The 24,901-nt window shown below is 75.7% G+C and carries 19 protein-coding genes and 1 tRNA gene; 6 read left to right on the forward strand and 14 right to left on the reverse strand.

All coding sequences use genetic code 11. From position 1 onward, the window contains the following. Positions 1 to 2: 2 nt before the first annotated feature. The gene (locus NP075_RS16825) at positions 3 to 956 is read right to left on the reverse strand and encodes an Fpg/Nei family DNA glycosylase (RefSeq protein ID WP_227565800.1); all 954 of its coding nucleotides are present in this window, start codon (positions 954 to 956) and stop codon (positions 3 to 5) included. Positions 957 to 1,009: 53 nt separating this feature from the next. Here NP075_RS16825 and NP075_RS16830 point away from each other — a divergent pair, with 53 nt between their 5' ends. The 4 genes from NP075_RS16830 to NP075_RS16845 all read left to right on the forward strand — a co-directional run bounded on the left by NP075_RS16830 (position 1,010) and on the right by NP075_RS16845 (position 4,766). Further along, entirely contained in the window at positions 1,010 to 1,885 is an 876-nt protein-coding gene (locus NP075_RS16830) for a tyrosine-protein phosphatase (protein WP_227565802.1), read from the forward strand. Positions 1,886 to 2,188: 303 nt separating this feature from the next. Next, positions 2,189 to 3,184 (forward strand): methionine ABC transporter ATP-binding protein, encoded by a 996-nt coding sequence (locus tag NP075_RS16835; protein ID WP_227565804.1) that lies wholly within the window; start codon positions 2,189 to 2,191, stop codon positions 3,182 to 3,184. After that, entirely contained in the window at positions 3,184 to 3,864 is a 681-nt protein-coding gene (locus NP075_RS16840; protein WP_227565806.1) for a methionine ABC transporter permease, read from the forward strand. Before NP075_RS16835 ends, NP075_RS16840 begins: the two co-directional genes overlap by 1 nt. A gap of 77 nt (positions 3,865 to 3,941) precedes the next feature. Beyond that, a complete protein-coding gene (locus NP075_RS16845) occupies positions 3,942 to 4,766 on the forward strand; it encodes a MetQ/NlpA family ABC transporter substrate-binding protein (protein WP_227565808.1) in 825 nt (274 codons plus the stop codon). 120 nt (positions 4,767 to 4,886) lie between these two features. Here NP075_RS16845 and NP075_RS16850 read toward each other — a convergent pair whose 3' ends face one another. The 6 genes from NP075_RS16850 to NP075_RS16875 all read right to left on the reverse strand — a co-directional run bounded on the left by NP075_RS16850 (position 4,887) and on the right by NP075_RS16875 (position 13,752). Beyond that, positions 4,887 to 5,873: an alpha/beta fold hydrolase gene (locus NP075_RS16850; RefSeq protein WP_227565809.1), complete on the reverse strand. Its 987-nt coding sequence runs from the start codon at positions 5,871 to 5,873 to the stop codon at positions 4,887 to 4,889. Then, positions 5,870 to 7,261: an MFS transporter gene (locus NP075_RS16855; RefSeq protein ID WP_227565811.1), complete on the reverse strand. Its 1,392-nt coding sequence runs from the start codon at positions 7,259 to 7,261 to the stop codon at positions 5,870 to 5,872. The genes NP075_RS16850 and NP075_RS16855 overlap by 4 nt, the downstream gene beginning before the upstream one ends. 59 nt (positions 7,262 to 7,320) lie before the next feature. After that, entirely contained in the window at positions 7,321 to 11,340 is a 4,020-nt protein-coding gene (locus tag NP075_RS16860; protein WP_227565813.1) for a hypothetical protein, read from the reverse strand. 254 nt (positions 11,341 to 11,594) lie between these two features. Continuing rightward, positions 11,595 to 11,687, reverse strand: a tRNA-Ser gene (locus NP075_RS16865). Between the two features lie 103 nt (positions 11,688 to 11,790). Continuing rightward, positions 11,791 to 12,849, reverse strand: coding sequence for a hypothetical protein (locus NP075_RS16870; protein WP_227565815.1), 1,059 nt, complete (start codon positions 12,847 to 12,849; stop codon positions 11,791 to 11,793). Between the two features lie 156 nt (positions 12,850 to 13,005). Then, the gene (locus tag NP075_RS16875) at positions 13,006 to 13,752 is read right to left on the reverse strand and encodes an SDR family oxidoreductase (protein ID WP_227565817.1); all 747 of its coding nucleotides are present in this window, start codon (positions 13,750 to 13,752) and stop codon (positions 13,006 to 13,008) included. Positions 13,753 to 13,914: 162 nt separating this feature from the next. Here NP075_RS16875 and NP075_RS16880 point away from each other — a divergent pair, with 162 nt between their 5' ends. Further along, positions 13,915 to 14,556: a class I SAM-dependent methyltransferase gene (locus tag NP075_RS16880; protein WP_227565818.1), complete on the forward strand. Its 642-nt coding sequence runs from the start codon at positions 13,915 to 13,917 to the stop codon at positions 14,554 to 14,556. A gap of 16 nt (positions 14,557 to 14,572) precedes the next feature. Here NP075_RS16880 and NP075_RS16885 read toward each other — a convergent pair whose 3' ends face one another. The 6 genes from NP075_RS16885 to NP075_RS16910 all read right to left on the reverse strand — a co-directional run bounded on the left by NP075_RS16885 (position 14,573) and on the right by NP075_RS16910 (position 22,379). Further along, on the reverse strand, positions 14,573 to 15,853 hold the full coding sequence (locus NP075_RS16885) for a glycoside hydrolase family 32 protein (protein WP_227565819.1): 1,281 nt from the start codon (positions 15,851 to 15,853) through the stop codon (positions 14,573 to 14,575). A 94-nt stretch (positions 15,854 to 15,947) separates the two neighbouring features. Then, positions 15,948 to 16,478, reverse strand: coding sequence for a hypothetical protein (locus NP075_RS16890; RefSeq protein ID WP_227565820.1), 531 nt, complete (start codon positions 16,476 to 16,478; stop codon positions 15,948 to 15,950). Further along, positions 16,475 to 17,086 (reverse strand): GTP-binding protein, encoded by a 612-nt coding sequence (locus tag NP075_RS16895; RefSeq protein WP_062100947.1) that lies wholly within the window; start codon positions 17,084 to 17,086, stop codon positions 16,475 to 16,477. The genes NP075_RS16890 and NP075_RS16895 overlap by 4 nt, the downstream gene beginning before the upstream one ends. Further along, on the reverse strand, positions 17,067 to 17,444 hold the full coding sequence (locus NP075_RS16900) for a DUF742 domain-containing protein (protein ID WP_227565822.1): 378 nt from the start codon (positions 17,442 to 17,444) through the stop codon (positions 17,067 to 17,069). The genes NP075_RS16895 and NP075_RS16900 overlap by 20 nt, the downstream gene beginning before the upstream one ends. Positions 17,445 to 17,455: 11 nt before the next feature. Further along, entirely contained in the window at positions 17,456 to 17,905 is a 450-nt protein-coding gene (locus NP075_RS16905) for a roadblock/LC7 domain-containing protein (RefSeq protein ID WP_227565824.1), read from the reverse strand. A gap of 88 nt (positions 17,906 to 17,993) precedes the next feature. Continuing rightward, a complete protein-coding gene (locus tag NP075_RS16910) occupies positions 17,994 to 22,379 on the reverse strand; it encodes an ATP-binding protein (RefSeq protein ID WP_227565826.1) in 4,386 nt (1,461 codons plus the stop codon). Positions 22,380 to 22,633: 254 nt separating this feature from the next. On the opposite strand from NP075_RS16910, the gene NP075_RS16915 reads away from it, so the two are divergent. Continuing rightward, the gene (locus tag NP075_RS16915; RefSeq protein WP_227565828.1) at positions 22,634 to 23,647 is read left to right on the forward strand and encodes an NAD(P)H-quinone oxidoreductase; all 1,014 of its coding nucleotides are present in this window, start codon (positions 22,634 to 22,636) and stop codon (positions 23,645 to 23,647) included. 8 nt (positions 23,648 to 23,655) lie between these two features. Here NP075_RS16915 and NP075_RS16920 read toward each other — a convergent pair whose 3' ends face one another. Beyond that, entirely contained in the window at positions 23,656 to 24,888 is a 1,233-nt protein-coding gene (locus NP075_RS16920) for an AGE family epimerase/isomerase (protein WP_227565830.1), read from the reverse strand. Positions 24,889 to 24,901: the final 13 nt, after the last annotated feature.

Raw genomic sequence — 24,901 nt, forward strand, 5'->3', positions numbered from 1 at the left:
GGTCAGAGCTGGCAGGCGGGGCAGCGGTAGAGCTTGCGCGTCGCCAGCTCCTCCACCACGACGGGTGTGCCGCACACCCGGCACGGCAGCCCACCGCGGCCGTAGACCCAGTGGCGCAGCGTCGGGTCGTGCGCCGCGGCCTCACGGCCGGCCGCGTCGAGGTCCTCGCGCGTGAGCATGACGCCGTCGCGGATGCCGTCGGCGAGGAGCAGCGCCCAGTCCTGCCAGATCGCGCGCACGGTCTCGGGCGGCACCCGCCGCCCGCGCGTCCACGGGTCCAGCCGGGCGCGGAACAGCAGCTCCGCGCGGTAGATGTTGCCGATGCCCGCCACGACCGACTGGTCCATGAGCAGCTGCCCCACGGGCACGTCGCGGCGCGTCACGCGGTCGACGACGACCTGCTCGGCGGCGTCGAGGTCGTCGACGTCCTGCGGGTCGGGTCCGAGCCGCGCGCGCACCAGCGCCGCCTCCTCGGTCGTCAGCACCTCGCACGCCGACGGGCCGCGCAGGTCCGCGACGACCGACCCGGAGTCCAGGCGCACCCGCACCTGGCCCAGCGGCGGCGGCGGCCACGCGTCGTCGGCCGCCGCGTGCTCCGACTCGTCCTCCCCCATCCGCAGGCGCCGCGTCGACGGCTGGGCGTCCATGAGCGCCCCCGGGCGCACGCGCGGCGCGCCGAGGCTGCCGCGCACGCGCTCGCCGTCGCCGAGCGGGCTGACGTCGCCGTACAGGTCCCACGCGCCGTACAGGCCGAGGTGCACGCGCAGGACGTCGGCGGTGTCGAACGTGCAGAACAGCTGCTTGCCGACGGCGGTGGCGCGGGTCATCGTCCGCCCGTCGAGGCGTGCGGCCCCGGCGGCGAACCGGCCCTGCGGCGAGCTGACGGCCAGCGGCCGGCCCACGAGGTCCAGCGTCAGCTGGCGGGCGACGCGGTGGACGGTATGACCCTCGGGCACGGCGCCCACCCTACGACGCCCGCGCGGCACGTCCGGTGTGCGAGGGTCGGGGGGTGGACGACGACGTGACGCTGCCCCCGCACCCGCCGACGACGCCCACGGGCGAGCCCGCGCCCGACCCGCGCGGCGCCGTGACGACGGCCGACCCGCACGTCGTCGCGTCCCGGACGCTGGCCAACCTGCGCGACGTCGGCGGACGCCCGACCGCGGACGGCCGCACGGTCCGCCGCGGGGTCGCGTACCGGTCCGCCGAGCTGCGGGCGCCCGCCATCGCCGACGACCCCGTGATCGCCGGGCTGGGCGTGCGGACCGTCGTCGACCTGCGGACCGCGGCCGAGCGCACCGCCCTGCCCGACGTGCTGCCCGCCGGTGCGCGCGGACTGCACGCCGACGTCCTGGAGCTCACGCCGCAGGCCCCGGCGGCGGACCTCACCGAGATCCTGCGCCGGCCGCAGGAGGCGCAGGCCGTGCTCGCCGCGCTCGAGCCGGCGGTCCAGATGCGCCGGACGTACGCGGACCTGGTGGTCGCCGACGCCGGGCGCGCGGGCTACGCCGCGCTGCTGCGCCGCTTCCTCGACGCCGACGCGACCCCGGTGCTCTACCACTGCACCGCGGGCAAGGACCGCACGGGCTGGGCGACGACGGTGCTCCTGCTGGCCGCGGGCGTCGACGAGGCCGGCGCGCGCGACGAGTACCTCGCCGTGAACCCCGCGGTGCGCGCCATGTACGCGCCGCTGCTGGAGCGGTTCGCCGACGTCGGCGGCGACCCCGGGCTGCTGGTGCCGCTGCTCGAGGTCCGCGAGGAGTACCTCGACGCCGCGCTCGGGGCGATGGTCGAGACGTTCGGGTCGTTCGACGGGTACCTGCGCGACGGGCTGCGGCTGACGGCCGACGAGGTCGCCGCGCTGCGCGAGGCGCTCGTCGACTGACCCGGCGCGGATCCACCTCGTCGCGCGCCGTGGTCTCACGTGACGAGACGCCGGTGGTCATGACAGGACCGCGTGCTTCCATGACAGGCATGGCACACCTCGACACGCTCGCGTCGCGGACGGCTCACGCCGCCGCCGGCTGCCCGTGTCGTGCCCGAATGTGTCGCTGACCGCGGCCCCCCGCGCGCTCCGCGCGCACCCCTGACCCGCACCGCCGCGCACCGCGCGCCCCGGGTCTCCCCACCCCCGCCGCCGACGCGCCCTCCGGGCCGTCGCACGCGGCGCGACCACCGAGGATCCCCCGTGATCGAGCTGTCAGGTCTCCGCAAGGTGTACCCCTCCCCCGACGGCGACGTCGTCGCGCTCGACGGCGTCGACCTCACCGTCGAGCGCGGCACCGTCCACGGCGTCGTCGGACGCTCCGGCGCCGGCAAGTCCACGCTCATCCGCTGCCTGACGGGCCTCGAGCGCCCGACGTCCGGCACCGTGACCGTGGACGGCGTCACCATCTCCGACCTGCCCGAGAAGCGGCTGCGCGCCGCCCGCCGCAGGACCGGCATGGTCTTCCAGCACGTGAACCTGCTCGACTCCCGGACGCTGGCCGGGAACGTCGCGTACCCGCTCGAGGTCGCCGGCGTGGACCGTGCGCAGCGGGCGGCCCGCGTCGCCGAGCTCCTCGACCTCGTCGGGCTGGGCGACCGCGCGTCGGCGTACCCCGCGCAGCTGTCCGGCGGGCAGAAGCAGCGCGTGGGGATCGCGCGCGCGCTGGCCACCGAGCCGGCCGTCCTGCTCTGCGACGAGCCGACGTCCGCGCTCGACGGCGGGACCACCCGCCAGATCCTCGGCCTGGTGCGCGACCTGCGCGACCGCCTCGGCATCACGGTCGTGGTCATCACGCACGAGCCGGCCGTGGTGCGCGAGGTCTGCGACGCCGTGACGCTGCTCGAGCACGGGCGGGTCGTGCAGTCCGGGGCGCTCGCGCAGGTCGTCACGCAGGTGGGCTCGCCGCTGTCCCGGGCGCTCGTCCCCGTGCCGGACCTGCCGCCCGGGGGCCGCCGCCGCCTGGTCGAGGCCGTCTACGCGACGGACGCCGTCGCGACCAGCGCGGCGTTCGCGGCCGTCGCCGGGCTCGGCGACGACGTCGAGGTCGTGTCCGCCACGATCGAGCCGCTCGGTGGCGTGCGCGTCGGCCGCCTGATCGTCGACGCCCCGGCCGCCCGCACGGACGAGGTCGTCGACCGCCTGCGTGCGGCGGGCCTCGACCCGCTCGCGGCGCCGGCCGGGCAGGAGGTGGCCTGATGGGCGACCTGTGGACGCAGATCACGACGAACCGCGTGATCCTCGAGAAGCTGCCCGAGGCGACCGTCGAGACGCTGCAGATGGTGGCGCTGTCCGCGCTCATCACGCTCGTCGTCGGCCTGCCGCTCGGGCTGCTGCTGCGCTCGCTCGCACCGGACGGCCTGCTGGCGCACCGGCCGGTCGCGAGCGTCCTGGGCGTCGTGGTCAACGTGCTGCGCTCGCTGCCGTTCATCATCCTGGCACTCGCGCTCATCCCGCTGACGCGCGCGCTCGTCGGAACGACGCTGGGATGGCAGGCCGCGGTCGTGCCGCTGAGCATCGGCACGATCCCGTTCTTCGCCCGTCTCGTCGAGACCGCGGTGCGTGACGTCGCGCCCGGCAAGGTCGAGGCCGCGCGCGTCATGGGCTCCACGACGCCCAAGATCCTCGTCGCCGTGCTGGTCCGCGAGGCCCTGCCGAGCATCGTCTCGGCGTTCACCGTCACCGTGATCACGCTCATCGGGTTCTCGGCGATGGTCGGCGCGATCGGCGCCGGAGGCCTGGGGTTCCTCGCGATCACCTACGGCTACCAGCGGTTCGACCCGCCCGTCCTCTACTCGTCCATCGTCGTCATCGTCGTCCTGGTCACGCTCGTGCAGGTCGTCGGCGACGCCCTCGCCCGCCGCCTGGACCACCGGTGAGCGCGTCCACGTCCCGCCGCGACCCGCGGCCCGCAGCCGGCCCCGCGCAGGGGCGCCACCCGAGAGGAACACCGCACATGAAGAGAACCGTCCGTACCGCAGCCGTCCTGTCCGCAGCCGCCCTGGTGATGACCGGCTGCGCGGGTGGCGGTGACGGCGGCGCGACGGCCGACGGCCTCACGACGGTCGTCGTCGGCGCGAGCCCGGTGCCGCACGCCGAGATCCTGCAGTTCGTGCAGGACGAGCTCGCGGCCGACGCGGGCCTGGACCTGCAGATCGAGGAGTTCACCGACTACGTCCTGCCCAACACCGCGCTGGCCGAGGGCGAGATCGACGCGAACTTCTTCCAGCACCTGCCGTACCTGGCCTCCCAGATCGAGGAGAACGGGTTCGACTTCGACCACTTCGAGGGCGTCCACATCGAGCCGTACGGCCTGTACGCGGACTCGCTCGACTCGCTCGCCGACCTGCCCGCCGACGGCACGGTCGCGATCACCAACGACCCGGGCAACCAGGGGCGTGCGCTGGACCTGCTGGCCGACGCCGGGCTGATCACGCTGGCCGAGACGGACGGCGACCCGACCCTGCTCGACGTCGAGGACGACCCGAAGGGGCTGCAGCTCGTCGAGACGGCGCCCGAGCAGCTCGTGGTGTCGCTGCCCGACGTCGACGCGGCCGTCATCAACGGCAACTACGCGCTCGAGGCGGGCCTGAACCCGGCGACCGACGCGATCCTGCTCGAGGCCGGCGAGGGCAACCCGTACGCCAACTTCCTCGTCACCCGCACCGAGGACCTCGACGACCCGGCGCTGGTCCGGCTCGACGAGCTGCTGCACTCCGACGAGGTGCGCGCCTTCATCGAGGAGCGCTGGCCGGACGGCGAGATCCTCCCGGCGTTCTGACCACCCGCCGAGCGCGGCACACAATCCTCGAGCGCGGGGGAAACGAGTACCGCGCCCGGCGGGTTCCTGCCGCGCTCGGCGGGTTCGCGCGGGTTCGCGCGGGTTCGGGCGGGCCCGCGGTCAGCGGGGCAGGGTGTGGAGGAAGTCCGCCAGCGCTGTCAGGTAGGTGGTGCGCGGGGTCTCGAGGGACAGCGCGAGGTCGTGGACGGCGTCCTCGACGACGAGCTCGCGCACGTCGGAGCCCAGCCCCGGGGTCAGCGCGGCGATGGCCGCCACGTCGAGGACGGTGTCCGCGCGGTCCAGGCCCGGGCCGTCGGCGCCGTGCCCGACGTCCGAGCGGGACGAGCGCGCCACCAGCACGGGGACGTCGATCGCCAGCCCTCGGGCGACGCGCCGCTGACCGGCCCGGAGCGCCGCGAGCCACCCGGCGCGCACGGGCACGCCCTGCGGACGCTTGAGCGTCGTGTCGACGTCCCACCGCTCGGCCAGGCGGGCCGCGTACCGGGAGGGAGCCTGCGCGACGACCCGCAGCGGCGCCCGGCGCGCCAGCGGCCGCAGCGCACGGTCCTGCAGCCACCGCGGCCACGACCGCTCGACCGACAGGAACGGGCTGTCGAGCACCACCGCGTCCGCGCCGCCACGTCGCCGGTGCGCGTGCGCCCACAGCGCCGCGACCAGGCCGCCCGTGGAGTGCGCGTGCACGACGACCGGCAGCCCGGGCCACGTCCGACGGGCCTGCGCGACGGCCCGCGTCAGGTCCGACCCCTGCTCGCGCAGGTCACCCTGGTAGTGCGGCACCTCGCCCGGACGCAGCGAGCGGCCCGCGCGGCGCGCGTCGAGCGCGAGGAACGCCCACCCGGCATCGGCGACCGCGTCGGCCAGGTGGGTCGCGAAGAAGTAGTCGTTGTAGCCGTGCAGGCGCACGACGACGCCGCGCGGCGCGACGGGCCCGTCCGCGGGACGCACGAGCGTCAGCACCGGCGCGGGGCCACCGGCGGCCACGGCGCGTGCGGTCGCGGCCACGGGCGGCGGACGGTCGGCGGGCAGGGTGCGCGCCACGTACCCGGGCAGGAGCCGGTCGGGCTCCCAGTCGCCGGGGAGCGTCACCGCACCGCCGCGGTCACGTCCCGCCGCCCGTCGACGCCCAGCCCGCGGGGGAACCGCACCGGCGCGAACAGCACCAGCCCGGCCACCAGGACGACGACGATGCCGAGGATCCCCCAGTACTGCTCGCCGCCGACGCCGATGGCGATCGAGAACGCGGCCGGGGCGAGGAACGTCGCCGCGCGGCCGGTCGTCGCGTACAGGCCGAACAGCTCGGTCTCCCGGCCCGGCTCGGCCAGCCGCGCCAGCAGGCCGCGCGACGCCGACTGCGCCGGGCCCACGCACGCGCACAGGACGAGGCCGCCGGCCCAGAACGCCGACTTGCCCGCGTCGTGCAGGAGGAACACGGCCGACCCGGCCAGGATCAGCACGACCAGCGCCCACGTCACGAGGCGCCGCGGGCCGTAGCGGTCGTCGAGCCAGCCGGCACCGATCGTCGACGCGCCGGCCACGATGTTCGCCGCGATCGCGAAGACGATCACCTCGTCCGGCGAGAACCCGTAGCTGCCGGCGGCCAGCACGCCGCCGAACGTGAAGACGCCCGTCAGGCCGTCGCGGAAGACCGCGCTCGCGACGAGGAACCGCAGCGTCGAGCGCTGCTCGCGCCACAGGTGCGCGATGTGCCGGCCGACGGCCGCGTACGCCCCGACGATCCCGACGCGGGCCGGGGGTGCGCCCTGCCGGCGACGGTCGGGCACCATGACGAGCACGGGGACGGCGAACGCGAGGAACCACACGCCCGCGATGAGCATCGAGACGCGCACGTCGAGCCCGCCCTCGGACGTCACGCCGAACCAGCCGACGTCGGGCTGGATGAAGCCCACGTACAGGACGACGAGCAGCACGATCCCGCCGACGTACCCGGCTCCCCACCCGATGCCGCTGATGCGCCCGATGGTCCGCGGCCCGCTGATCTGCAGCAGCAGCGCGTTGTACGCGACGGACCCGATCTCGAACGCGATCGTCCCGACCGCCAGCAGCGTGACGCCCAGGCGCACGGCGTCGGCCATGCCGCCCTCGGCCGGCTGCACGAACCACAGGGCCAGCATGCTCGCGCCGACGACCGCGGACGACACCGCCAGCATGGGCCGACGCCGGCCGCCCGCGTCGGCGAGCGTGCCCAGCGCCGGCGCGGTCAGCGCCACGAGGATGCCCGCGGCGGCCAGCCCCCACCCGAGCCACTGGCTGTGCAGCGCGGTGACCGCGTCGGTGTCGGCCCCGGGCTCGGCGAACGAGCTGCCGGTGAGCCAGACCGTGAAGACGAAGGTGGTCACGACCGCGTTGAACGCCGCCGACCCCCAGTCCCACGCGGCCCACGCGGCGATCTGACGGGTGTCGGGTGCGGGCTCGACGGCGACGTCGCCGGGCGCCTCGGCTGCGGGGTGACCCATGGCGGCAGCGTACGTCGCGGCGCCCCACCGGCGCGGACCCGGACGGGTGAGGCGTCCCCTCAGGGGACGACCACCACGTGCCGGTCCATGGTGCCGGTCTCACCCGGCCCGTCGGACTCCTCCTCGCTGATCGCCCCCCACACCGCGCAGCTGTACGGGCGACCGCCCGGCACCGGCACCCGCACCCGCCACGCGTCGCCCCGCGCCGGCACTGCGGTGTCGGCGACGAAGTAGTGGTCCTCGTCCCCCGTCGGCATCTGCCCCGGCAGGCCCGTCGTGCACGTCGCGAAGACGACACGCGTGCCGACCGGCCACGCCGTCAGGTCGATCTGCACACCCGACCCGTCGGCCGCCGGCTCCCAGGTGCCCCGGAACCGCGTCCCCTCGGTGTCGACCACCGTGAGCGACTGCGACGCGACCACGAGCCCGTCCGGGTCGAGCGCCTGCGCGACGCACAGGTACGTCCGGCCGATCGACGAGGCGACGGCAGCGGCGTTCTCCCAGTCGAGCCGCCAGAGACCGCCCCCCGTGTAGGTGGGGACCAGGTCGGCGTCGGTGCCGCGCACGGGCGAGGACACCGCCGTCGTCGCGACGCACGAGGCCGACGACCCCGCACGTCCGGTGGCGGCCCCCGGGGGCAGGTCGCCGACCTCGACCTCGACGTACTCACGCCGGGTGTCGACGCCGAGGACCTCGCCCACCCGGGCGCGCACCTCGATGCCCGACGGCTCGCCGCCGAGCCCGCGGACGAACGCCTTGACCGACGAGACGGGGTCCTGGCCGACGCCGACCGTGAGGTAGCTGCCGCCCAGGCGGTGCGCGACGTTCGCCACCTGCTCCCCCATGTAGAGCGGTGCGAAGCCGACACCGTGCATCGTGATGCCCGCGCCACGCGCCCGGTCGAGGCTCACGTCCGACATCGACGTCCAGCCGCCGCCGTCACCGAACCCGACGATCGTCCGGAACTGGCCGGGGCTCCCCGCCTCGACCAGCTCCCCCACCGCCGACCCCAGCGCGTCACCCATGTTCGGGTACGACCAGCCGTCGGGGTTCGCCTCGTAGGTCTCGTCGATCGCGGCGTGCGCGGCGTCGAGGTCGTCGGTCAACGACAGCACGCCGAACCCGCTGCTGTCGTAGACGTGCAGCGACACCCGGTCGCCCTCGCCGAGCATCTCGACGACCGCGTGCGCCGCCGCACGCTGCCTGTCCCGCTCGTCGCCGGCGGGGACGCTGCGGTCCAGGACGAGCGCCAGGTCCCAGCCGCCCGACGGCGCGTCGCCGGGGTCCTCACCGTCGCCGGGGCCGCCGCCGTCGCCGGGGTCACCGCCATCACCGGGGTCACCGCCATCACCGGGGTCACCGCCGTCGCCGGGGCCGCTGCCGTCGCCAGGGCCGCTGCCGTCCCACGGCACGGTCCGCGTCGACAGAGGCACCCGCACCTCGGCCGGTTCGACCGCCCAGTCGAACAGGGTGACCCGGAACTTCCAGACCTTGACGCTCGCCTTCACCCCGATCCGCAGCGTGTGGAGCATCTCGATCGTGTCGGTGACGGTCCGGCGTCCCAGGTCGACCGTGACGGTCCGCTCCGGACCGGATCGCACCTGCGCGTACGGGCCGACGACCCCGTAGAGCTTCACCGCGAAGGCGACCCCGAGCCAGGCGCCCATCGAGGCCTCGATGGTCAGCGCGGCGTGCGGCTGCGCCGTCGTGGTGCGGGTCGCGATCGGAGTCCACTCGTCGTCGACGAAGCGGACCCCCGACCGCGTCGTCATCCGCACCTCGAACGACGTCGTCAGGCCGGCGCTCGCGGTGGCGGTCGCACCGACCGAGAAGTCGAGCGTGAACGCGAGCAGGATCGGCACCGGGCCGGCCATGATCGTCGTCGTTCCCAGCGTCACCGAGCGCACCGGGACACTCACGTCGAGCCGCGCCTCGGGCGTGCGTGCCTCCGCGACGACCTTGAGCGCGCTGGTCGTACCCAGCACGAACTCGAACTCCCGCACCTCCGACGAGACGCCCGACCACGACACGTCCAGGTCGATGTCGAGCTTCACGGTGACCGTGAACCCGGCGGTCGCCTCGATGCCGACGGACATCGTCCGCGAGGCGTTGGTCAACGGTGCCGGCACGATCGTGAACTGCCCACCGATCCCGTCCCGGGACGCCGCGGTCCGCGCGCCTGCGCCGGGCTCGACCAGGAGCCCGGCGACGGCACCGTCGGACGGCGGCGTCGCCGAGAGCACCGTGCCGTCCTCCGCGAGCACCAGCGCGCCGCCGTCCATGGGCACGTCCTGCACGTCGATGTGCGCCTGCGCGAGCACGTCGGTCAGGGCAGCGTCCTGCGTCGTCACGACCGTGGTCCCCCCCGTGCGACGCACGGCCACGACCTGCCGCAGCAGACCGTCCGGTGTCACCTCCGTGCTGCCCGCGACCAGCACGTCGCCGGGGACGACCGGCGCGTCACCGGCGAACTCGACGTGGTCGGTGCCGACCCCCGTGACCGTCGCGGCCTCCTGCGGGGTCAGCACGTGGGTGTCGGGGTCCACGACGACGCTCTGCTCGGGCGCCTCGACGACGGTCAGCTCGCGCGTCACCGTCGTGCTGCGGCCCGCCCAGTCGGTCGCGACGACGCGCAGGCTCTGTCGGCCGGAGACCGCGGGGACGTCGACGGTCCAGGCGCCGGCCCGCAGGTCCGCCACCGCGACCACGTCCGCGCCCACGAGCACCTGCACGTCGCGCACGCCCGATCCCGGGTCCGACGCGGCGCCGGTCAGCGTGATGGTCGGTGAGGCCGCCTGGTCGTGCGTCGAGCCCGGTGCGGGCGACGTCACGGTCAGGGCCGGCGGGGTCCGGTCGTCGGCCGCCCGCACGGGCGCGGTGACGTAGCCCTGCAGCGCGACGGACGACACCTGCGAGAGCAACGGCGCGGCGAGGTGCACGCGTCCGTCCCGGCCGACCGGCGCGACGAGCGTCACCGAGGCCGCGGTGTCGTCGCCGAGCGGCACGGCCGGGGCGGCGGGCGACAGGAGCCCCACCGACGACGCGGCCGCGCTCAGCGCCCCGGGCAGGGCGCCCGTGCGCAGCACGACCCGCAGGAGGACACCCTGGGCGGACCCCGGCACGTCGGCGCCACCGGCGGCGACCGTCCGCACACCGAGCAGCGACGGCCTGGAGACGGTGAGCTCACGCGTCGCCACGGGCACGACGCCGTCGGTGGCGGGCGCGACCGCACCGTCGTCCCGCGCCCCCGGGACGAACCCGACGACCGCGGCGTGCAGACCTGTCGGCACCGCCCCGCGCACCTCGTACGTCAGCCCACCCGTGGCGTCGAGCGGTGCCAGCACCAGGGTCGACGACCACGACGGCGCGACCGGGACGACGGTCGCAGCGGACGGTGCGCCGGCGGGGTCGGCGAGGGCGATGCCGCTGCCGACCGGTCCGCGCGTCTGGACGGAGAGCCACACGGCCTGCGCACCCTGCGACGGCACTCCCGCGAGCCCGGCGACGGGCACCCGGACTGGCTGCCCCACGGTCGGTGCGGCACCGCCGTCACCGGTCTCGATGTCGAGGACCGTGGCCGCCGGGACCACGACGGATCCGCCCGGGCCGACGCCGTCGGCGGCCGCACCCAGGTCCCCGACCACGGTGAGCGAGACGCGCGCCGCAGCGGTGGCCCGCACGACGACCTGCCCGGCGCCGTCGGTCACGACGAGCGTCGTCGTCGAGGACGAGCCTGCGGGGAACGTCACCGCGGCGGCCGTCGGCTCGTCGACGCCGGCCGCCCCGAGGGTGAGCCGGCCCTCGGCCCGCGCGTCGACCTCGACCTGGACGACCAGCGAGGACACCCGTCCGGTGACGCCGCGGGGCAGGCCCACGGTGCGCTGCTCGTCGGCACGCAGCGACGAGCTCCACGTTCGGAGCCAGGTGCTCGCCCCGGCCTGCTGGACCCAGCCGCCGGCGCCCGCCGGATCGGCGCCAGGGGAGCGCGATGCAGACGCGGCCGTGGGCGTCAGCACGAGGGCGAGGACGACGAGTGCGGCGACGAGCGCGGGACGGCGGGCACGGTCGGACGAACGCACGGCGCTCCTCGGGGAGTTCGGGGCATCACCGCCCAGGTCGGTGCGACCGGGGCACGGTCATGCTGGTGCTCCCCGCTGCACGGCGCAGACGGTTCGCGCGGATACGCCGAGATTCACCCGCTCCGTCACTCGCTCGGCCCCTCGCCGTCGGGCGGCGGGGGCGCGGACGTGGCGGCGGGTCGGGACATCCGTCCAGCGTCGACGGCAGCCCGGACGGAGGTCTGCCACCTGTCCGAGCAGCACGAGCACACGTGTGGCGGAGGGCAAGGGATTCGAACCCTTGAGTACGGGGTCACCGCACCAACGGTTTTCAAGACCGTCGCTTTCGGCCGCTCAGCCAGCCCTCCCTGCCGCGCGGCGAGCCGGCGGCGGCGACGAGTCTCCCACACGGCGCCGCCGGGCAGCAGGACGGTCGGACCGACGCAGCCGGCGGCGCAGGGCCCCGGCGGGTCACCGGACGTGCGGCAGCCCGTCCTCGTCGTCGTCCCAGTCGTCCTCGTCGTCGCCGTCGTCGTCCTGCTCACCGCGCAGCGGCGCGGAGGGCAGTCGCGTCCGGCCGTCGTCGAGGACCACCCACGCTCCCGGCGCCGGTTCACCCAGCAGGACCACCTGCGGCCCGGCCGGCTCCTGCCCCTCGAACACCCACCGGTCGCGCCCGTCGTCCAGGACAACCCAGCCGGGTGCCACCGTGACGACCCGGGCGGGGCGGTGCGTGCGGACCGTACGGGCGGCGCGCAGCGCCCGGCGCGACGGCAGCCGCCAGCACGCCAGGCCGACGCAGGCCGGCACCAGCGTGCCCCACAGCACGAGGTCGCCCCACACCGTGTACTCCCAGCCGTCGTGGCTCGTGGTGGCCAGCACGTGCGCGGGGTCGTCCGGGTCGACGACCACCGGCAGCACGTCCCCCACCCGGGCACGGTCGCTGCCCGGGTAGGACAGGGCCAGCACGACCTCGCGCCCGTCGACCTCCACGACGACGTCGGGGATCCCGGTGCGCGACAGCGGGTCGCGGACGTCGACGACCACCGCCTCACGGACCGGCTGCGTGCACAGCACCGTCGCGTCGTGCTGCTGCGCACGGCTCCCCGCGACCGCCGCGAGCCCCAGCAGCACGAGCACGACGACCGGGACCGCCCACCGCAGCCGACCACGCACGGCGCGTCGCCGCGCACGACGGATCGCGTCGCGCGGCCACGCCGGCATCGGCTCGAGCAGCAGCGTCGACGATTCCTCCGGCACCCTGACCCCGTCGGCGCGCTGCAGGCGCCACGTCTGCCACAGCAGGCCGCCGACCACCGCACTCGTCAGGACGCCCAGGACCCGCTCGGCGAGGATCTGCACCGACGCGTCGTCCGCGAGCCCCCGCACAGCCAGCAGGGGCACGGCGAGCACGGCCAGCACGCCCAGCCCGTAGAGCCACAGCGCCGCCGGCTCCGACATGCGTCGTTCCTGCTCGGCCGCCGGGTCCGGGCCGTCGTGCCAGTCCGCCGGACCGTGACCGTCGTCCACGCGCACATCATGGCCCCCCGTGCCGCTTCCGGTTCTCGTCGTCGTGCGCTTCACCCGTGCGATCGATCCGCGCCGACACGTCCACCGTCAGGCCGGCGGCACCCGCAGCACGTGCGCCACCACGTCACCGGCCGACCCCACCCGCCACCGTCTCCCTCACACCCTCGCGACGAACTCCTCCCACGTCCCGCCGGTGCGCAGGGCATCGGGACCGGCGAGGTTCACGCGCTCCCGGCACGCCCGCCCCACAGGCCCGGGCACCGGGACGCGGACGACCCGCACGTCCCGCCCGCGGGCCCGCAGCAGGGCGCGCAGGAGCTGCTCGGCGGAGAGCACCTGCGGCCCGACGACGTCGGGGACACGGCCCTGCGGGGGCCCGAGCGCGACCTCGACGAGCCGGCGTGCCACGGCCGCGACCTCGACCGGCTCCGCCCACATGGCCCGGGGCGCGGGCACGACGGGCCAGGCCGCGAGCCGCCCCAGCGTGCGGAGCACGAAGTCGTGGAACTGGGCCGGGCGCACCACGGTGGACGGGACGCCCGACCGCTGCACGGCGCGCTCGGCGGCGGCCTTGGTGCGGTAGTAGCCGACGGGCAGCCGGTCGGCCGCCGTCACCGACACGAGGACGAGGTGCTCGACACCGGCCCGCCGCGCCGCGGCCGCCACCTGCTGCGCCGCCCGGTCGTCGCCGCGGCCGCCGGCCATGTGGAGCACGGTCGTGACCCCGGCCGTCGCGGCGTCCAGGCCGTCGCCCGTGACCGTGTCCCCCACGACGTACGCGGTCTGCGGGGTGTCCGTCCGCGCACGTCGGCTGAGGACCCGCGGACGCACCCCGGCGGCGTGCAGCAGCGGCAGCACGTGGCCACCGAGGTTCCCGGTGCCGCCGGTGACGAGCATGGTCATCGCGCCTCCCGGCAGGACGTGGCGGTGCCGACCGCACGACCGACCGTACGCGAGGGCGCGCCGGGCCGGAAGCCACCCCGGCGTCCGCGACGCACGCCGGACGACGGCCGCCGCGACGCCACCACTCTTGACACCGGCGGCCCGACGGCCGACCTTGGGCGGGTGCCGGCCACCTGTCGCCACCCGGTCTTCGCGCGGGTCTACGCCCGCGCGTCGCGGACGCTCGACGCCCAGGGCGTCACCGCGCACCGGCGGCGGGTCCTCGCGCGGCTGCAGGGGACGGTCGTCGAGGTGGGGGCCGGGGACGGCGCGAACTTCCCGCACTACCCCGCCGGCGTCACGTCGGTGCTGGCGGTCGAGCCGGAGCCCTACCTGCGGGGACGCGCCACCCGCCGCGCCGCGGACGCCGCCGTCCCCGTGCGGGTCGTCGACGCCGTCGCCGAGCAGCTGCCCCTCACGGACGCGTCGGTCGACGTCGTGGTCGCCTCGCTCGTGCTGTGCTCGGTGCGCGACGTGCCCGCGGCGCTCGGCGAGGCCATCCGGGTGCTGCGGCCGGGCGGTGAGCTGCGGTTCTACGAGCACGTGGCGGCGCAGAGCCCGACCCTGCGGCGCGTCCAGCGCGTCGTCGACGCGACCCTGTGGCCCATCCTCAGCGGTGGCTGCCACACGGGGCGGGACACGGTGGGCGCCATCGCGTCAGCGGGGTTCGTCGTCGACGACGTCGAGCGGTTCATGTTCCCGCCTGGCCGCACGCAGCCGGCGTCCCCGCACGTGCTGGGCCGGGCGACGCGGCCAGCCGGTTGAGGCCTGGCCGACGGGCTCAGGCAGCCGGCACCCGCAGCACGTGCGCCGCCACGTCACCGGCCGCCTGCACGCGCCACCGCTGCGTACCCCGCCGGTACACCCGCCGCGTCGTGCTGCCGCGGTCCCGCTCGAACGCCTCCAGCAGCGACCCGTCGACCAGCACCTCCGCGGGCCCGCCCGTCGACCACACGTCCACGACCGTGCCGGTCTCGTCGACCAGTGACACCGCCAGCCCGCCGGACGCGGCGACGCGCCACGCGGGCTCGTCGGTGACGAGCAGGCCGCGGTCGACGTCCAGCGGCGCCCCGCGCAGCCCGGCCAGCTCGCGCGCCGGGCGCATGACCGCCCGCCCGTCCACCGCCAGCGCCAGCTCCCGCGGGCACGTCAGCACGCCCGCCCACCCCGCGGCGGCGACCTCGTCCGCCGGGCGGCTGCCGTCGCGGGACTCCCAGGACCACCCCCACAGCAGCACCCGGCCGTCGTCGCAGACGTACGCCTGCGGCGCGTACAGGTCCGGGCCGTGGTCGAGCGCGGTGGCCACCTCGGGGACGAACCGCGGCGCGGCGCCCGTGAGGTCGAGGTGACCCGTGTACGCCGTCACGCCGAGCCGCTCCGGCCCGTCGCCTCGCTCGAACCACGACACGAGCAGCACCCACCGGTCGGCGACCTGCATCAGCTGCGGGCATTCCCACACCTGGCCGGGCGCCGCCAGGCCCGCGGGGACGTCCCGCGCCTGCAGCAACGTGCCCAGCAGCCGCCAGTCGTCCAGGTCGCCGGCGTCGTGGACCACGACCGCACCACCCGCGGGCGTCCCGGCGCCCTGGACGGCCACGCGACGCCCGTCGACGGTGAGCAGGAACGGGTCGCGCACGTCCACGGCCCCGGGCAGGTCCGGGTGCGGGGCCGCGAGCCGGTCGGGCTGCACCCAGCCGCCGTCGGCGTCGCGGCGGGCGACCGCGACGCCCGCCGTGCCCGTGTCGGACGCGTCGCGCACCGCGCTGTAGACCAGGGCCACGTCGCCCCCGTCCGCCACGGCCACCCCGCTCCACACGCCGCCGGCGTCCAGCGTGCCCGGCCGCGGCGTCAGCGCGACCTGCTCGTGCTCCCAGCGCAGCAGGTCCACCGAGCTCGCGTGCCCCCAGCGGATCGAGCCCCACACCGTGTCGTCGGGGTTCCACTGGTACATCACGTGCCAGCGCCCGTCCCACCGGCCGACGCCGTTGGGGTCGTTCAGCCAGCCCTGCGGGGCGCGGACGTGCCACCGCGGCTCGTGCGGGTCACCGGTGCGGGGCTCCATGCGCCCCAGCGTGGCAGCGGTGCCGACGGCCGCGCCGCCCGCGTCGCACGTCGCACGCCCGAGCCGCACGCGCAGGCCTCGCGCACCGGCGGGGTCAGCGCCACCAGCCGGCCGGACGGCCGGGGCTGACCACGTCGAGTCCCGCGGCAGCCGCGGCACGCGCGGTCGGTGCCTCGTACGTGGCGATCGCGCGCACGTCGACGTGCGCGACCGCCGCCCCCACGTGCAGCGCGGCGAACGGGCCCAGGTCCGTCGGCAGCAGGACCGCCCGCCGCAGCACCTGGTCGGACAGCCGCATGCGCCCGATCCGTGCCAGCACGTCGAGGACCACCAGGGACGCCTCGCGACCCAGGAACCCCGCTGTGACTCGCGCCTCCAGCACCGACACCTGTGACACGACCACGGCGGGCTCGTGCTCGGCCACCCACGCGGACCACGCCTGCGCCTCCGGCGCCTGCGGCAGGTACCGGCTCACCGCCGACCCGTCGAGGTACACGTCCGCGGCCGGGTCCCGCGCCACCAGGACGCTCGCGTCGAGCGCGCGCCGCTGCGCCGGCACCGTGCTCAGGACGCGCGAACGGCCGGCCCCCGCAGGGGTCCGGCCGTTCGCAGGTGCCGTGCTCACCGCTGGCGCAGACGCTCCATGGCGAGCTGCACGAGCGCGATGAGCGCCTGCTTGGTCGCAGCCCGCGACCGCGCGTCGGTGTAGAGCACCGGCACGTGGGCGGGGATGGCCAGCGCGTCGCGGACGTCGTCGAGCTGGTGCTTGGCGATCCCGTCGAAGCAGTTGACGCCGACGACGAACGGGATGCCGCGGGACTCGAAGTAGTCGACGGCCGGGAAGCACTGGTCCAGGCGGTCGGTGTCGACGAGCACGACGGCGCCGATCGCGCCACGCACCAGGTCGTCCCACATGAAGAGGAAGCGGTCCTGGCCCGGGGTGCCGAACAGGTACAGCCAGAGCGAGCCCGGCAGCGCGATGCGACCGAAGTCCATCGCGACCGTCGTGGTCGTCTTGCGGTCCGTCACACCGCCGGCGTCGTCGACGCCCACGGAGTGCTCGGTCATGGCGGCCTCGGTGTTGAGCGGCTCGATGTCGGAGATCGAGCCGATGAAGGTCGTCTTGCCGACGGCGAACCCGCCGGCGACGACGATCTTGACGACTGTGGGGGCAACTGCGCCCGCGGTCCCCGCCGGAGCGGCGACGGCGGCGTCAGAGGGCGGAAATGCCATTGAGAACACTCTCCAGCACGCTCAGGGACAGGGCGGGGCTTTCACCGGTGTTGACCTCGACCGGCTGTGAGGTGTGCACGCGCACAGAGTTGGCGTCGGTGAGGTCGGACACGAGGATCCGGACGACACCGAGCGGCAGATGGAGGAGCGCCGACAGCTCGGCGACCGAGATGTACCCGGCCGACGCGTGCTGGATGATCGCGCGCTTCTCAGGCGTCAGCCCCCTGGTGGCCACCGCGCCCGGCATGACCTCGACCAGCGCCTCGAGAGGCAGGTCGGAGCGCGCCGAGCGCACGCGGCCCCCGGTCACGGCGTAGGGCCGGACCGTGCGGGCTTCGTACTCGAGGTGTTCGCTCATGACAGGTGGCCTCAGGCGACGGGCGCCCGGGTGGCGCCGTCGATCGGGAGCTGACCGCGCATCTCGGAGATGAGCTGCGGGGTGAGCGTGGCCTCGGTGCGCGAGACGAGCATGGCCATCTCGTACCCGATGAGCCCGACGTCGCACGTCGCCTCGGCGACCACCGCGAGGACGGAGCCGTTGGAGACGCTCATCAGGAACAGGAACAGGTGGTCCATCTCGATGATGGCCTGGCGCACCTCGCCTGCCCGGAGCTGGCGCGACGCGCCACGGGTCAGGCTCGACATGCCGGAGACGATGGCCGCGAGCTGGTCGCCGCTGGTGCGGTCCAGCTGGTCGGACATGGCCATGAGCAGGCCGTCGGCCGACACCACGAGGGTGTGGCGAGTGCCGGGCACGGTCCGGACGAAGTTGTCCAGGAGCCAGCCGAAGTTGGCTGCCTCGGTGCTGAGCGCGGTCACACTTCCTCCTTCATGGTGCAGTCTGGGCCGACTGCGAGCGGGGTGTCACCGGTGACGCACAGGCCACCGGAGCTTCGGGGTCGTCGGATCACGAGTGGTCACCGTCCTGGGGGCCGTGTGCGGCGCGGCGTCCGCGCGACGTACCGGTCTGGAAGCTGGACAAGCGGGAACGCAGCTGGTCCGCGTCTCGCTGGACGGGGCGCTCCTCCGTCGGTGCCGGCGCGGCGGGGACCGCGCTCGGCACACGCTTGGTGAGGCGCTCCGAACCGCCCGCCCCCACGGCACTGGGCCGGTACGCGGACAGCTGGCTGAGCTCGGAGAGAGCCTGCTCCTGGATGTCCGAGCGGAGGGCGAGCATCGCCGCGACCTCGTCGTCGAGCGTGCCCACGCGGGGTGCGGCCGACGGCGGGACGGACGGGTGCGGCACCGTCGAGGCGGGCGCGGCCTGACGGCCCGTCCACTCCGGCGGGGACCACGAGGGCGCGGGACGCGCCTCCTGGACGACGGGGCTGGGCACCGACTGCGGCGCGGGCGGTGCCGACCACGCGGGTGCCTCCCAGCCGTTGGCGGCGGGCGCCGGCGGCGCGGCCGGTGCGGACGCCGCGGCGTCGGGCCCCCACGCGGAGGTCCGCAGGGGGGTGCGGTCCACGGCGGGCGGCGCAGCGGGCTGCGCAGCGGGCTGCTCCATGAGGTCGACGCCGTCGTCCTTCTTCCGGCTGAAGAAGTTGCCCCACCGGCGCTTCGGCTTGTCCTCGGCCGGGGCCACGAGGTCGCTGAACGCGGGTGCCGCAGGCTCGCGAGGGCCGGCGTCGACCGCGGTCGGCTGCCACGCGGAGGCGGCCGGCGCGACCGGTGCCGGGGCGACGGGCTGCGGCTCCACGGGTGCGAAGACCTGCGTCGGCTGGTCGCCGGCCGCGGTACGTGCCCAGGCCGGGGTGCTCGGGCGGGACTCCTCGGGCCTCGGGCTCGTGGGCTCGCGGCGGACCGACGTGAGCGGGGCCGCCTGGCCCTGCCACACGGGGGCCTCCCAGACCGGTGCCGTCGGCTGCGGGTCCGGCTCGAGCTCGGGCGGCGCGGAGACCGCGGAGACCGGTGCCCAGGGGGCCGCGACCTCCTCCTCGACCTCGACCTCGGGCTCGGCCTCGACGTGCGCCTGCTGCTGCTCGACGGGTGCGGGGGCCGACCACGCGGACTCGGTGCGTGCGGGCTCCGGGACGACGGGGATCGCACCGGTGTGCCAGGCGCGCGCCTCGTCGAGGGACCGCTCGAAGGGCACGTACGGCGCCGTGTACTGCAGCGCCGGGCTGTCGGTGCTGCCCGCCCAGCCCGAGTACCCGCTGTACGACGTGAACGTCGGCTCCGGGTCGGGCTGCGCGGCACCGTCGGTGGCGCCGGCCGCGTCCTGGGACCAGTCCTGCGGCTCGTCACCGGGCACGGGCTCCTGCGCGGCCGCGTCGGCCTGCGCCCACTGCGCCGGCTGCGGGGCGTCCCACGTCGACGACTGCGGCGCGTCCCACGACGCGGCAGGAGCCTGCGGGGCGTCCCACGTCGACGACTGCGGCGCGTCCCACGACGCGGCAGGAGCCTGCGGCTCCGTCCATGACGGCTGCTCGGGCTCGGCCCACCGCTGCTGCTGCTCGGGCTCGGCCCACCCCTGCTGCTGCTCGGGCTCGGCCCACCCCTGCTGCTCGGGCTCGGCCCACGACGCGGCGGGTGCCTGCGGCTCGTCCCAGGCGGGGGTCGAGAACTGCTCGGACGACGCGTCGGGACGGGCGTCCTGCGCATCCCGGCGCTGGTCCGCCTGCGGCGACTCCCACGGCTGGGCCTCGGTGTGCACGGGCTGCCACGGCTGCTCGTCCGCCGGCGCCCAGGCGTTCTCGTCGACCTCGGGAGAGGCCCACGCCGCGGCCGGCTCCTCGGCGGGCTCGTCGGTCCGGGGCTCGGCTCCACCACCACGGGTGGGCAGCGGGGCGGCGCCCAGGTCGCGCCACGACGGCACGGGCCAGCCGGACTCCTCGGCCGCGCCGCCCGACGCCGAGGACGCGGGGGCCTCGGGCTCCAGCGACGGCACGACGAACGGGGTGGCCGCGGGCGCGGCGGGCGCCGCGGCCAGGCCACGGAAGCCGGAGAAGAGACCGACGCGGGCCGTCGGGTCGGCGGGCGCGGCGGGACGCGTCTCCTCCTGCACGGGCTCGCTGGCCCAGGCGGAGGTCGCGGCACGCGCACGTGTCGGGAGCCCGGCCGAGAGCGGGGTCGCGGCGACCGCCGGGGACCACTCGCCCGTGTCGACGGACAGCTCGGGCGACAGCGTCGTGTCCGGGGCCTCGGCGAGGACGATGTTGTTCTCGTCGAACGTCTTGCGCGACCTCGTCGGCAGCGCGCCCGGGGCGTTGAGCATCGGGACGGGGATGGCGTCCTCGTCCGGCGCCTGCGGCTGCGCCGGTGCGGGCCGGCTCACGGGCGCAGCAGCCGACTCGTCGCCGCGGCGGCGACGCGGCAGGCCGAGCGCCGTCTCGCCGTCGGTCAGCTCCGCGAGGTCGACCTCGCGGACGGCCGGCGCCTCGATCTGCGGTGCCGCCGCCGCGGCGGACGGCCTGCCGTACACGCTGACCTCGTTGGCCGAGAACAGGGTGCTGGGGAACTGCACGAACGCCTCGGTGCCGGTGCCGCCGACGCGCTTGCGGAGCGTCACCTCGGCGCCCAGGCGCTGCGCGAGGCGGCCGACGACGAAGAGGCCGAGGCGCTGCGCACCGAGCGCGTCACCCGCGGAGACCGAGGCGATCTTGCGGTTGGCCGCCTCGATCTCGGCTTCCGTCATCCCGAGGCCCTGGTCGGTGATCCGGACGACGACCGAGGCGCCGTTGACGCCCGTCGTGACCATCACCGGGGTCTCCGGCTCCGAGAAGACCGTGGCGTTCTCGAGGAGCTCGGCGATGAGGTGGGCCGCCGACAGGGCGTTGAAGCCGAGCATGTGCGGGTCGACCTGCAGGTCCAGCTGGACGCGGTCGTACTGCTCGATCTCGGAGGACGCCGTGCGGATGACGTCCGACAGGGGCATCGCGTCCCGCAGGCGGCGGCCCGAGTCGATGCCCGCGAGCACGAGGAGCGACTCGGCGTTGCGGCGCATCCGGGTGGCGAGGTGGTCGAGCCGGAACAGGTTGGCCAGCGTCCCGGGGTCCTCCTCCGCACGCTCGAGGGAGTCGATGAACGAGAGCTGCCGGTTGAGCAGGACCTGGTCACGGCGGGCGACGTTGACGAACATCTCGGCGATGGAGCCACGCAGCGCGGCCTGCTCCTGCGCGACCTGCACCGTCGTCGCGTTGACCGCGTTGAACGCCTGCGCCAGGCGGCCGACCTCGTCGCTCGAGCGGACGGGGATGGGCGCCAGGGTGATCTCGGGACCCTCGCCCGGCGTCGACACCTGCTCGACGAGCCGCGGCAGCTGCTCGCGGACGTCGGCCGCCGCGCTCGTCAGCCGGCGGAGCGGGACGACGATCGAGCGGGAGACGGTGACCGCGAAGACGAAGGACGCGATCAGCGCGAGGAGGGCGAGCGCGACGGTCACGAGGGCGGTGTCGCGCGCGTCGGACACGCCCTGCTCGGCCACCGCGTTGGCGCCGCTGAGCACCTCCGCGTTCACCTCACCGATCATCGACATCTGCTTGCTGGACTGCTCGGACCACTCGGCGAGGTCGATCGCCGCGATGGAGCCCGCGGTGCCCTGGGTGAAGAGCGCACGCATGGACAGCAGGTCCTGCGTCGGGTCACCCGTGCTCAGCGCGACGTCCTCGAGCTCGAGGTCCGACACGGCGTTGCGGCTGCGCTCGCGCGCCAGCTCCGTCACCGTGGTCTGCGCCTGGAAGTTGCGGGCGGCGGCGGGGCTGTCGACCCCGGCGGCCTTCAGGTCGATGCCGCTGATGTACTCGTTCACGAGGGAGTCGGTGAGCAGCGAGAGCTCACGGTTCGCCGAGACGTACTGGGCGAGCTCGCGGTCGCGCAGCGCGTTGGCCACGCCCTCGAGCACGAGCGTCTGGCCCTCGATGACGTTCTGGAGGCTGTTCTTCAGGACGATGCGCTGGGCGCCCTCGTCGACGCGCTGCCGCAGCTGCGGCAGGCGCGTGTTGTAGAGGTCCTGCTGGTCCCGGAAGTCCTGGACGACGGAGTCGGGGAACTGGCTCAGGTCGAGCTGGCCGGTGACCGCCTGCGCGTCCTCGAGCGCGTCGTCGGTGACCTCGCGTGCGGCCATGATCTGCTCCGGGGACGCGCCGGTCAGCGAGAGGATCCGCTCCTGCTGGAACGCCGCCGTGAGAGGGCTCAGCGCGTCGAGCGTGCGCACCACGGTCTGGGTCGTCCGCGCGTACCGGAGATCCTGGATCGCGCCGAACGAGATGTACGCGCCCGCGGCGAGCAGGACGATCATGGGCACGGCGAGGACCGCCAGCACCTTGGCGCGGATGCCGAGCCGTCGCAGCATGTCGATCCTTTCCCTTCGCCCGACGTCGGACGCTCGCTGCGGTTACCGCTCGCGTCCGTCACGCAGCCACCGCAGGTGACTGCCGTCTGCGCTTCATCGGTACCTGGACACCGGACCATTAGCCCGCCGCCCGAGTTTGCCACGGACCTCACCCCTCCCGATACGCCATGTACGACGCAAATCGCCGCAGCGCCCCGTGGGCGGACCGGCGCGCCTGCGCGGCGCCCGGGACGTCGGCGTCGTACGGTCCGCGGGTGCGCGCCGTCGTGGTCACCTCGCCCGGGGGGCCGGACGCCCTGCGCGTGGAGCACGTCCCGGACCCCGTGCCGGGGCCGGGCGAGCTGCTGATCGAGGTCGCCGCTGCCGGCGTCAACCGCGCTGACCTGCTGCAACGCCGTGGTCGCTATCCCTCACCGCCCGGCGCGCCGCCGTGGCCCGGCCTGGAGGTCTCCGGGGTGGTCGTCGGCGTGGGACCGGCCGACGGCGCCGCCAGCGGCCCCGGCACCCCGGGCCCCGCCGCCGCCGTCCCGCGCCCGGGCGACCGGGTGGCCGCACTCCTGGCGGGCGGAGGTTACGCCGAACGGGTGACGGTGAACGCTTCCCTCACTCTTCCGGTCCCCTCAGGGAGCGCGCTCCAGGACGCGGCGGGCCTCCCGGAGGCCCTCGCGACCGTGTGGTCCAACTTCCGGGCGGCGGCGCTCGCGCCCGGGGAGACGGTCCTCGTGCACGGCGGCTCGGGCGGGGTCGGGTCGGTCGCCGTGCAGCTCGCGCACGCCCTCGGCCACCGGGTGCTGGCCACGGCCGGCGGCGCCGAGCGGTGCGCCCGGGTGCGTGCGCTCGGTGCCGACGTCGTCGTCGACCACCGCGCGCAGGACGTGGGCGAGGCGGTGGACGCGGCGACGGGCGGCCGCGGCGTGGACGTCGTGCTCGACGTCCTGGGCGGGGGCGCGCTGGCCGCCAACGTGCGCCTGCTCGCCGAGGGCGGGCGGCTCGTCGTCATCGGCCTCCAGCAGGGCAGCCGCGGCGAGCTCGACCTGCCGGCGCTGATGGCGCGCCGCGGGTCCGTCGTCGCCACGACCCTGCGCGACCGTCCCCTCGCGCAGAAGGCCCGCATCATGGCGGAGGTCCGCGAGCACGTGTGGCCGCTGGTGCTCGCCGGGCGGGTGCGTCCGGTGGTGCACGCGCGGCTGCCCCTGGTCGACGCCCCGCGCGCCCACGAGATGCTCGAGTCGGGCGAGGTGTTCGGCAAGCTGCTGCTGGTCCCCTGAGCGCCGCCTCAGTCCAGCAGGCCGGCGGCCAGCGCGGGTGCGAGCGCGGGCGTCAGCGGCAGCCGCGGGATGAGCGTGGCCTGCACGGCGTGGTAGAGGTCCGCCTTGCCGAGCCACACGGTCCGCGAGACACGGTTGTCCGTCCCCAGCTCGTGCCACCACGAGCCGCCGTCGGCGTCCAGGACGTGCTCGCCGATGTAGTCCCACCACTGCGTGTACAGGTCGTCGTACCGCGCCTCACCGGTCGCGGCGTGCAGCGCGGCGGCCGCCGCCACCGCCTCGGCGACGACCCAGTGCATGCGCTCGCGCACCACGGGCCGGCCCTCCCAGTCGACCGTGTAGACGAAGCCCGGCGCACCGTCCACGTCCCAGCCCTCGCGGACCGCGGCGTCGAACAGCGCGACCGCGTCGTCCAGCATCCAGGCCGGCGCCACGTCGCCGCGCGCGGTCAGCGCGGCCCGCGCGTGCAGCGTCAGCCGCGCCCACTCCAGCCAGTGCCCCACCGTCGCGCCGTACGGCCGGAACGGGTGCGCCGGGGTGTCGGCGTTGTACTCCAGGTCGGGGGTCCACGTGGCGTCGAAGTGCTCGGGGATGCGCCACCGGTTGCCGCACGCGAAGCCGTGGACGACGCGCTCGACGACGCGCAGCGCCCGGTCCAGCCAGATGCGGTGGCCCGTGACGTCGGCCGCCGCGAGGTACGCCTCGACGGTGTGCATGTTCGCGTTGACGCCGCGGTACGGGTCCAGGTGCGTGAACCCGCGGTCCCACTCCTCGACGACCATGCCGGCCGACTCGTCCCAGAACCAGCGCTCCTGCGCCGCGAGCGCCTCGTCGAGCACGTCGCGCGCCCCGGGGCGGCGCGCCGCCGTCGCGCTGGCCGCCGCGAGCACGACGAAGGCGTGCGGGTACGCGGCCTTGGTGGCGTCGTGCGGCGTGCCGTCGGCGCCGACCTGCGCGAACCAGCCGCCGTGCTCGTCGTCGTGGAACAGCCCGGTCAGCGACGCCAGCCCGTGGTCGACGACGGCCGCCGCGCCCGGCCGGCCCGCGAGGTGCGCGAGCGCGTAGACGTGCGTCATGCGGCACGTGATCCACAGCTCGAGGAACCCGGGCAAGGGCCTGCCCGCGTCGTCCAGCCGGGTGAAGCCGCCGCCCGCGCGCCGCGACGCGTGGCCGAACCGCCAGAGCCGGTCGGTCTCCGCCTCGAGCCAACGGTCGTGCGCCGGGGTGCTGAGCCACGCCATACGGGCAGCCTAG

Origin of the sequence: Cellulomonas wangsupingiae (assembly GCF_024508275.1) — a bacterium.
GTDB lineage: Bacteria > Actinomycetota > Actinomycetes > Actinomycetales > Cellulomonadaceae > Cellulomonas > Cellulomonas wangsupingiae.

Coding starts and splice junctions, on each gene's coding strand:
- NP075_RS16885 (WP_227565819.1), bottom strand. CDS start 15,853: ATGGAGCCCCGCACCGGTGACCCGCACGAGCCGCGGTGGCACGTCCGC.
- NP075_RS16920 (WP_227565830.1), bottom strand. CDS start 24,888: ATGGCGTGGCTCAGCACCCCGGCGCACGACCGTTGGCTCGAGGCGGAG.
- NP075_RS16910 (WP_227565826.1), bottom strand. CDS start 22,379: ATGCTGCGACGGCTCGGCATCCGCGCCAAGGTGCTGGCGGTCCTCGCC.
- NP075_RS16855 (WP_227565811.1), bottom strand. CDS start 7,261: ATGGGTCACCCCGCAGCCGAGGCGCCCGGCGACGTCGCCGTCGAGCCC.
- NP075_RS16900 (WP_227565822.1), bottom strand. CDS start 17,444: ATGAGCGAACACCTCGAGTACGAAGCCCGCACGGTCCGGCCCTACGCC.
- NP075_RS16840 (WP_227565806.1), top strand. CDS start 3,184: ATGGGCGACCTGTGGACGCAGATCACGACGAACCGCGTGATCCTCGAG.
- NP075_RS16845 (WP_227565808.1), top strand. CDS start 3,942: ATGAAGAGAACCGTCCGTACCGCAGCCGTCCTGTCCGCAGCCGCCCTG.
- NP075_RS16875 (WP_227565817.1), bottom strand. CDS start 13,752: ATGACCATGCTCGTCACCGGCGGCACCGGGAACCTCGGTGGCCACGTG.
- NP075_RS16895 (WP_062100947.1), bottom strand. CDS start 17,086: ATGGCATTTCCGCCCTCTGACGCCGCCGTCGCCGCTCCGGCGGGGACC.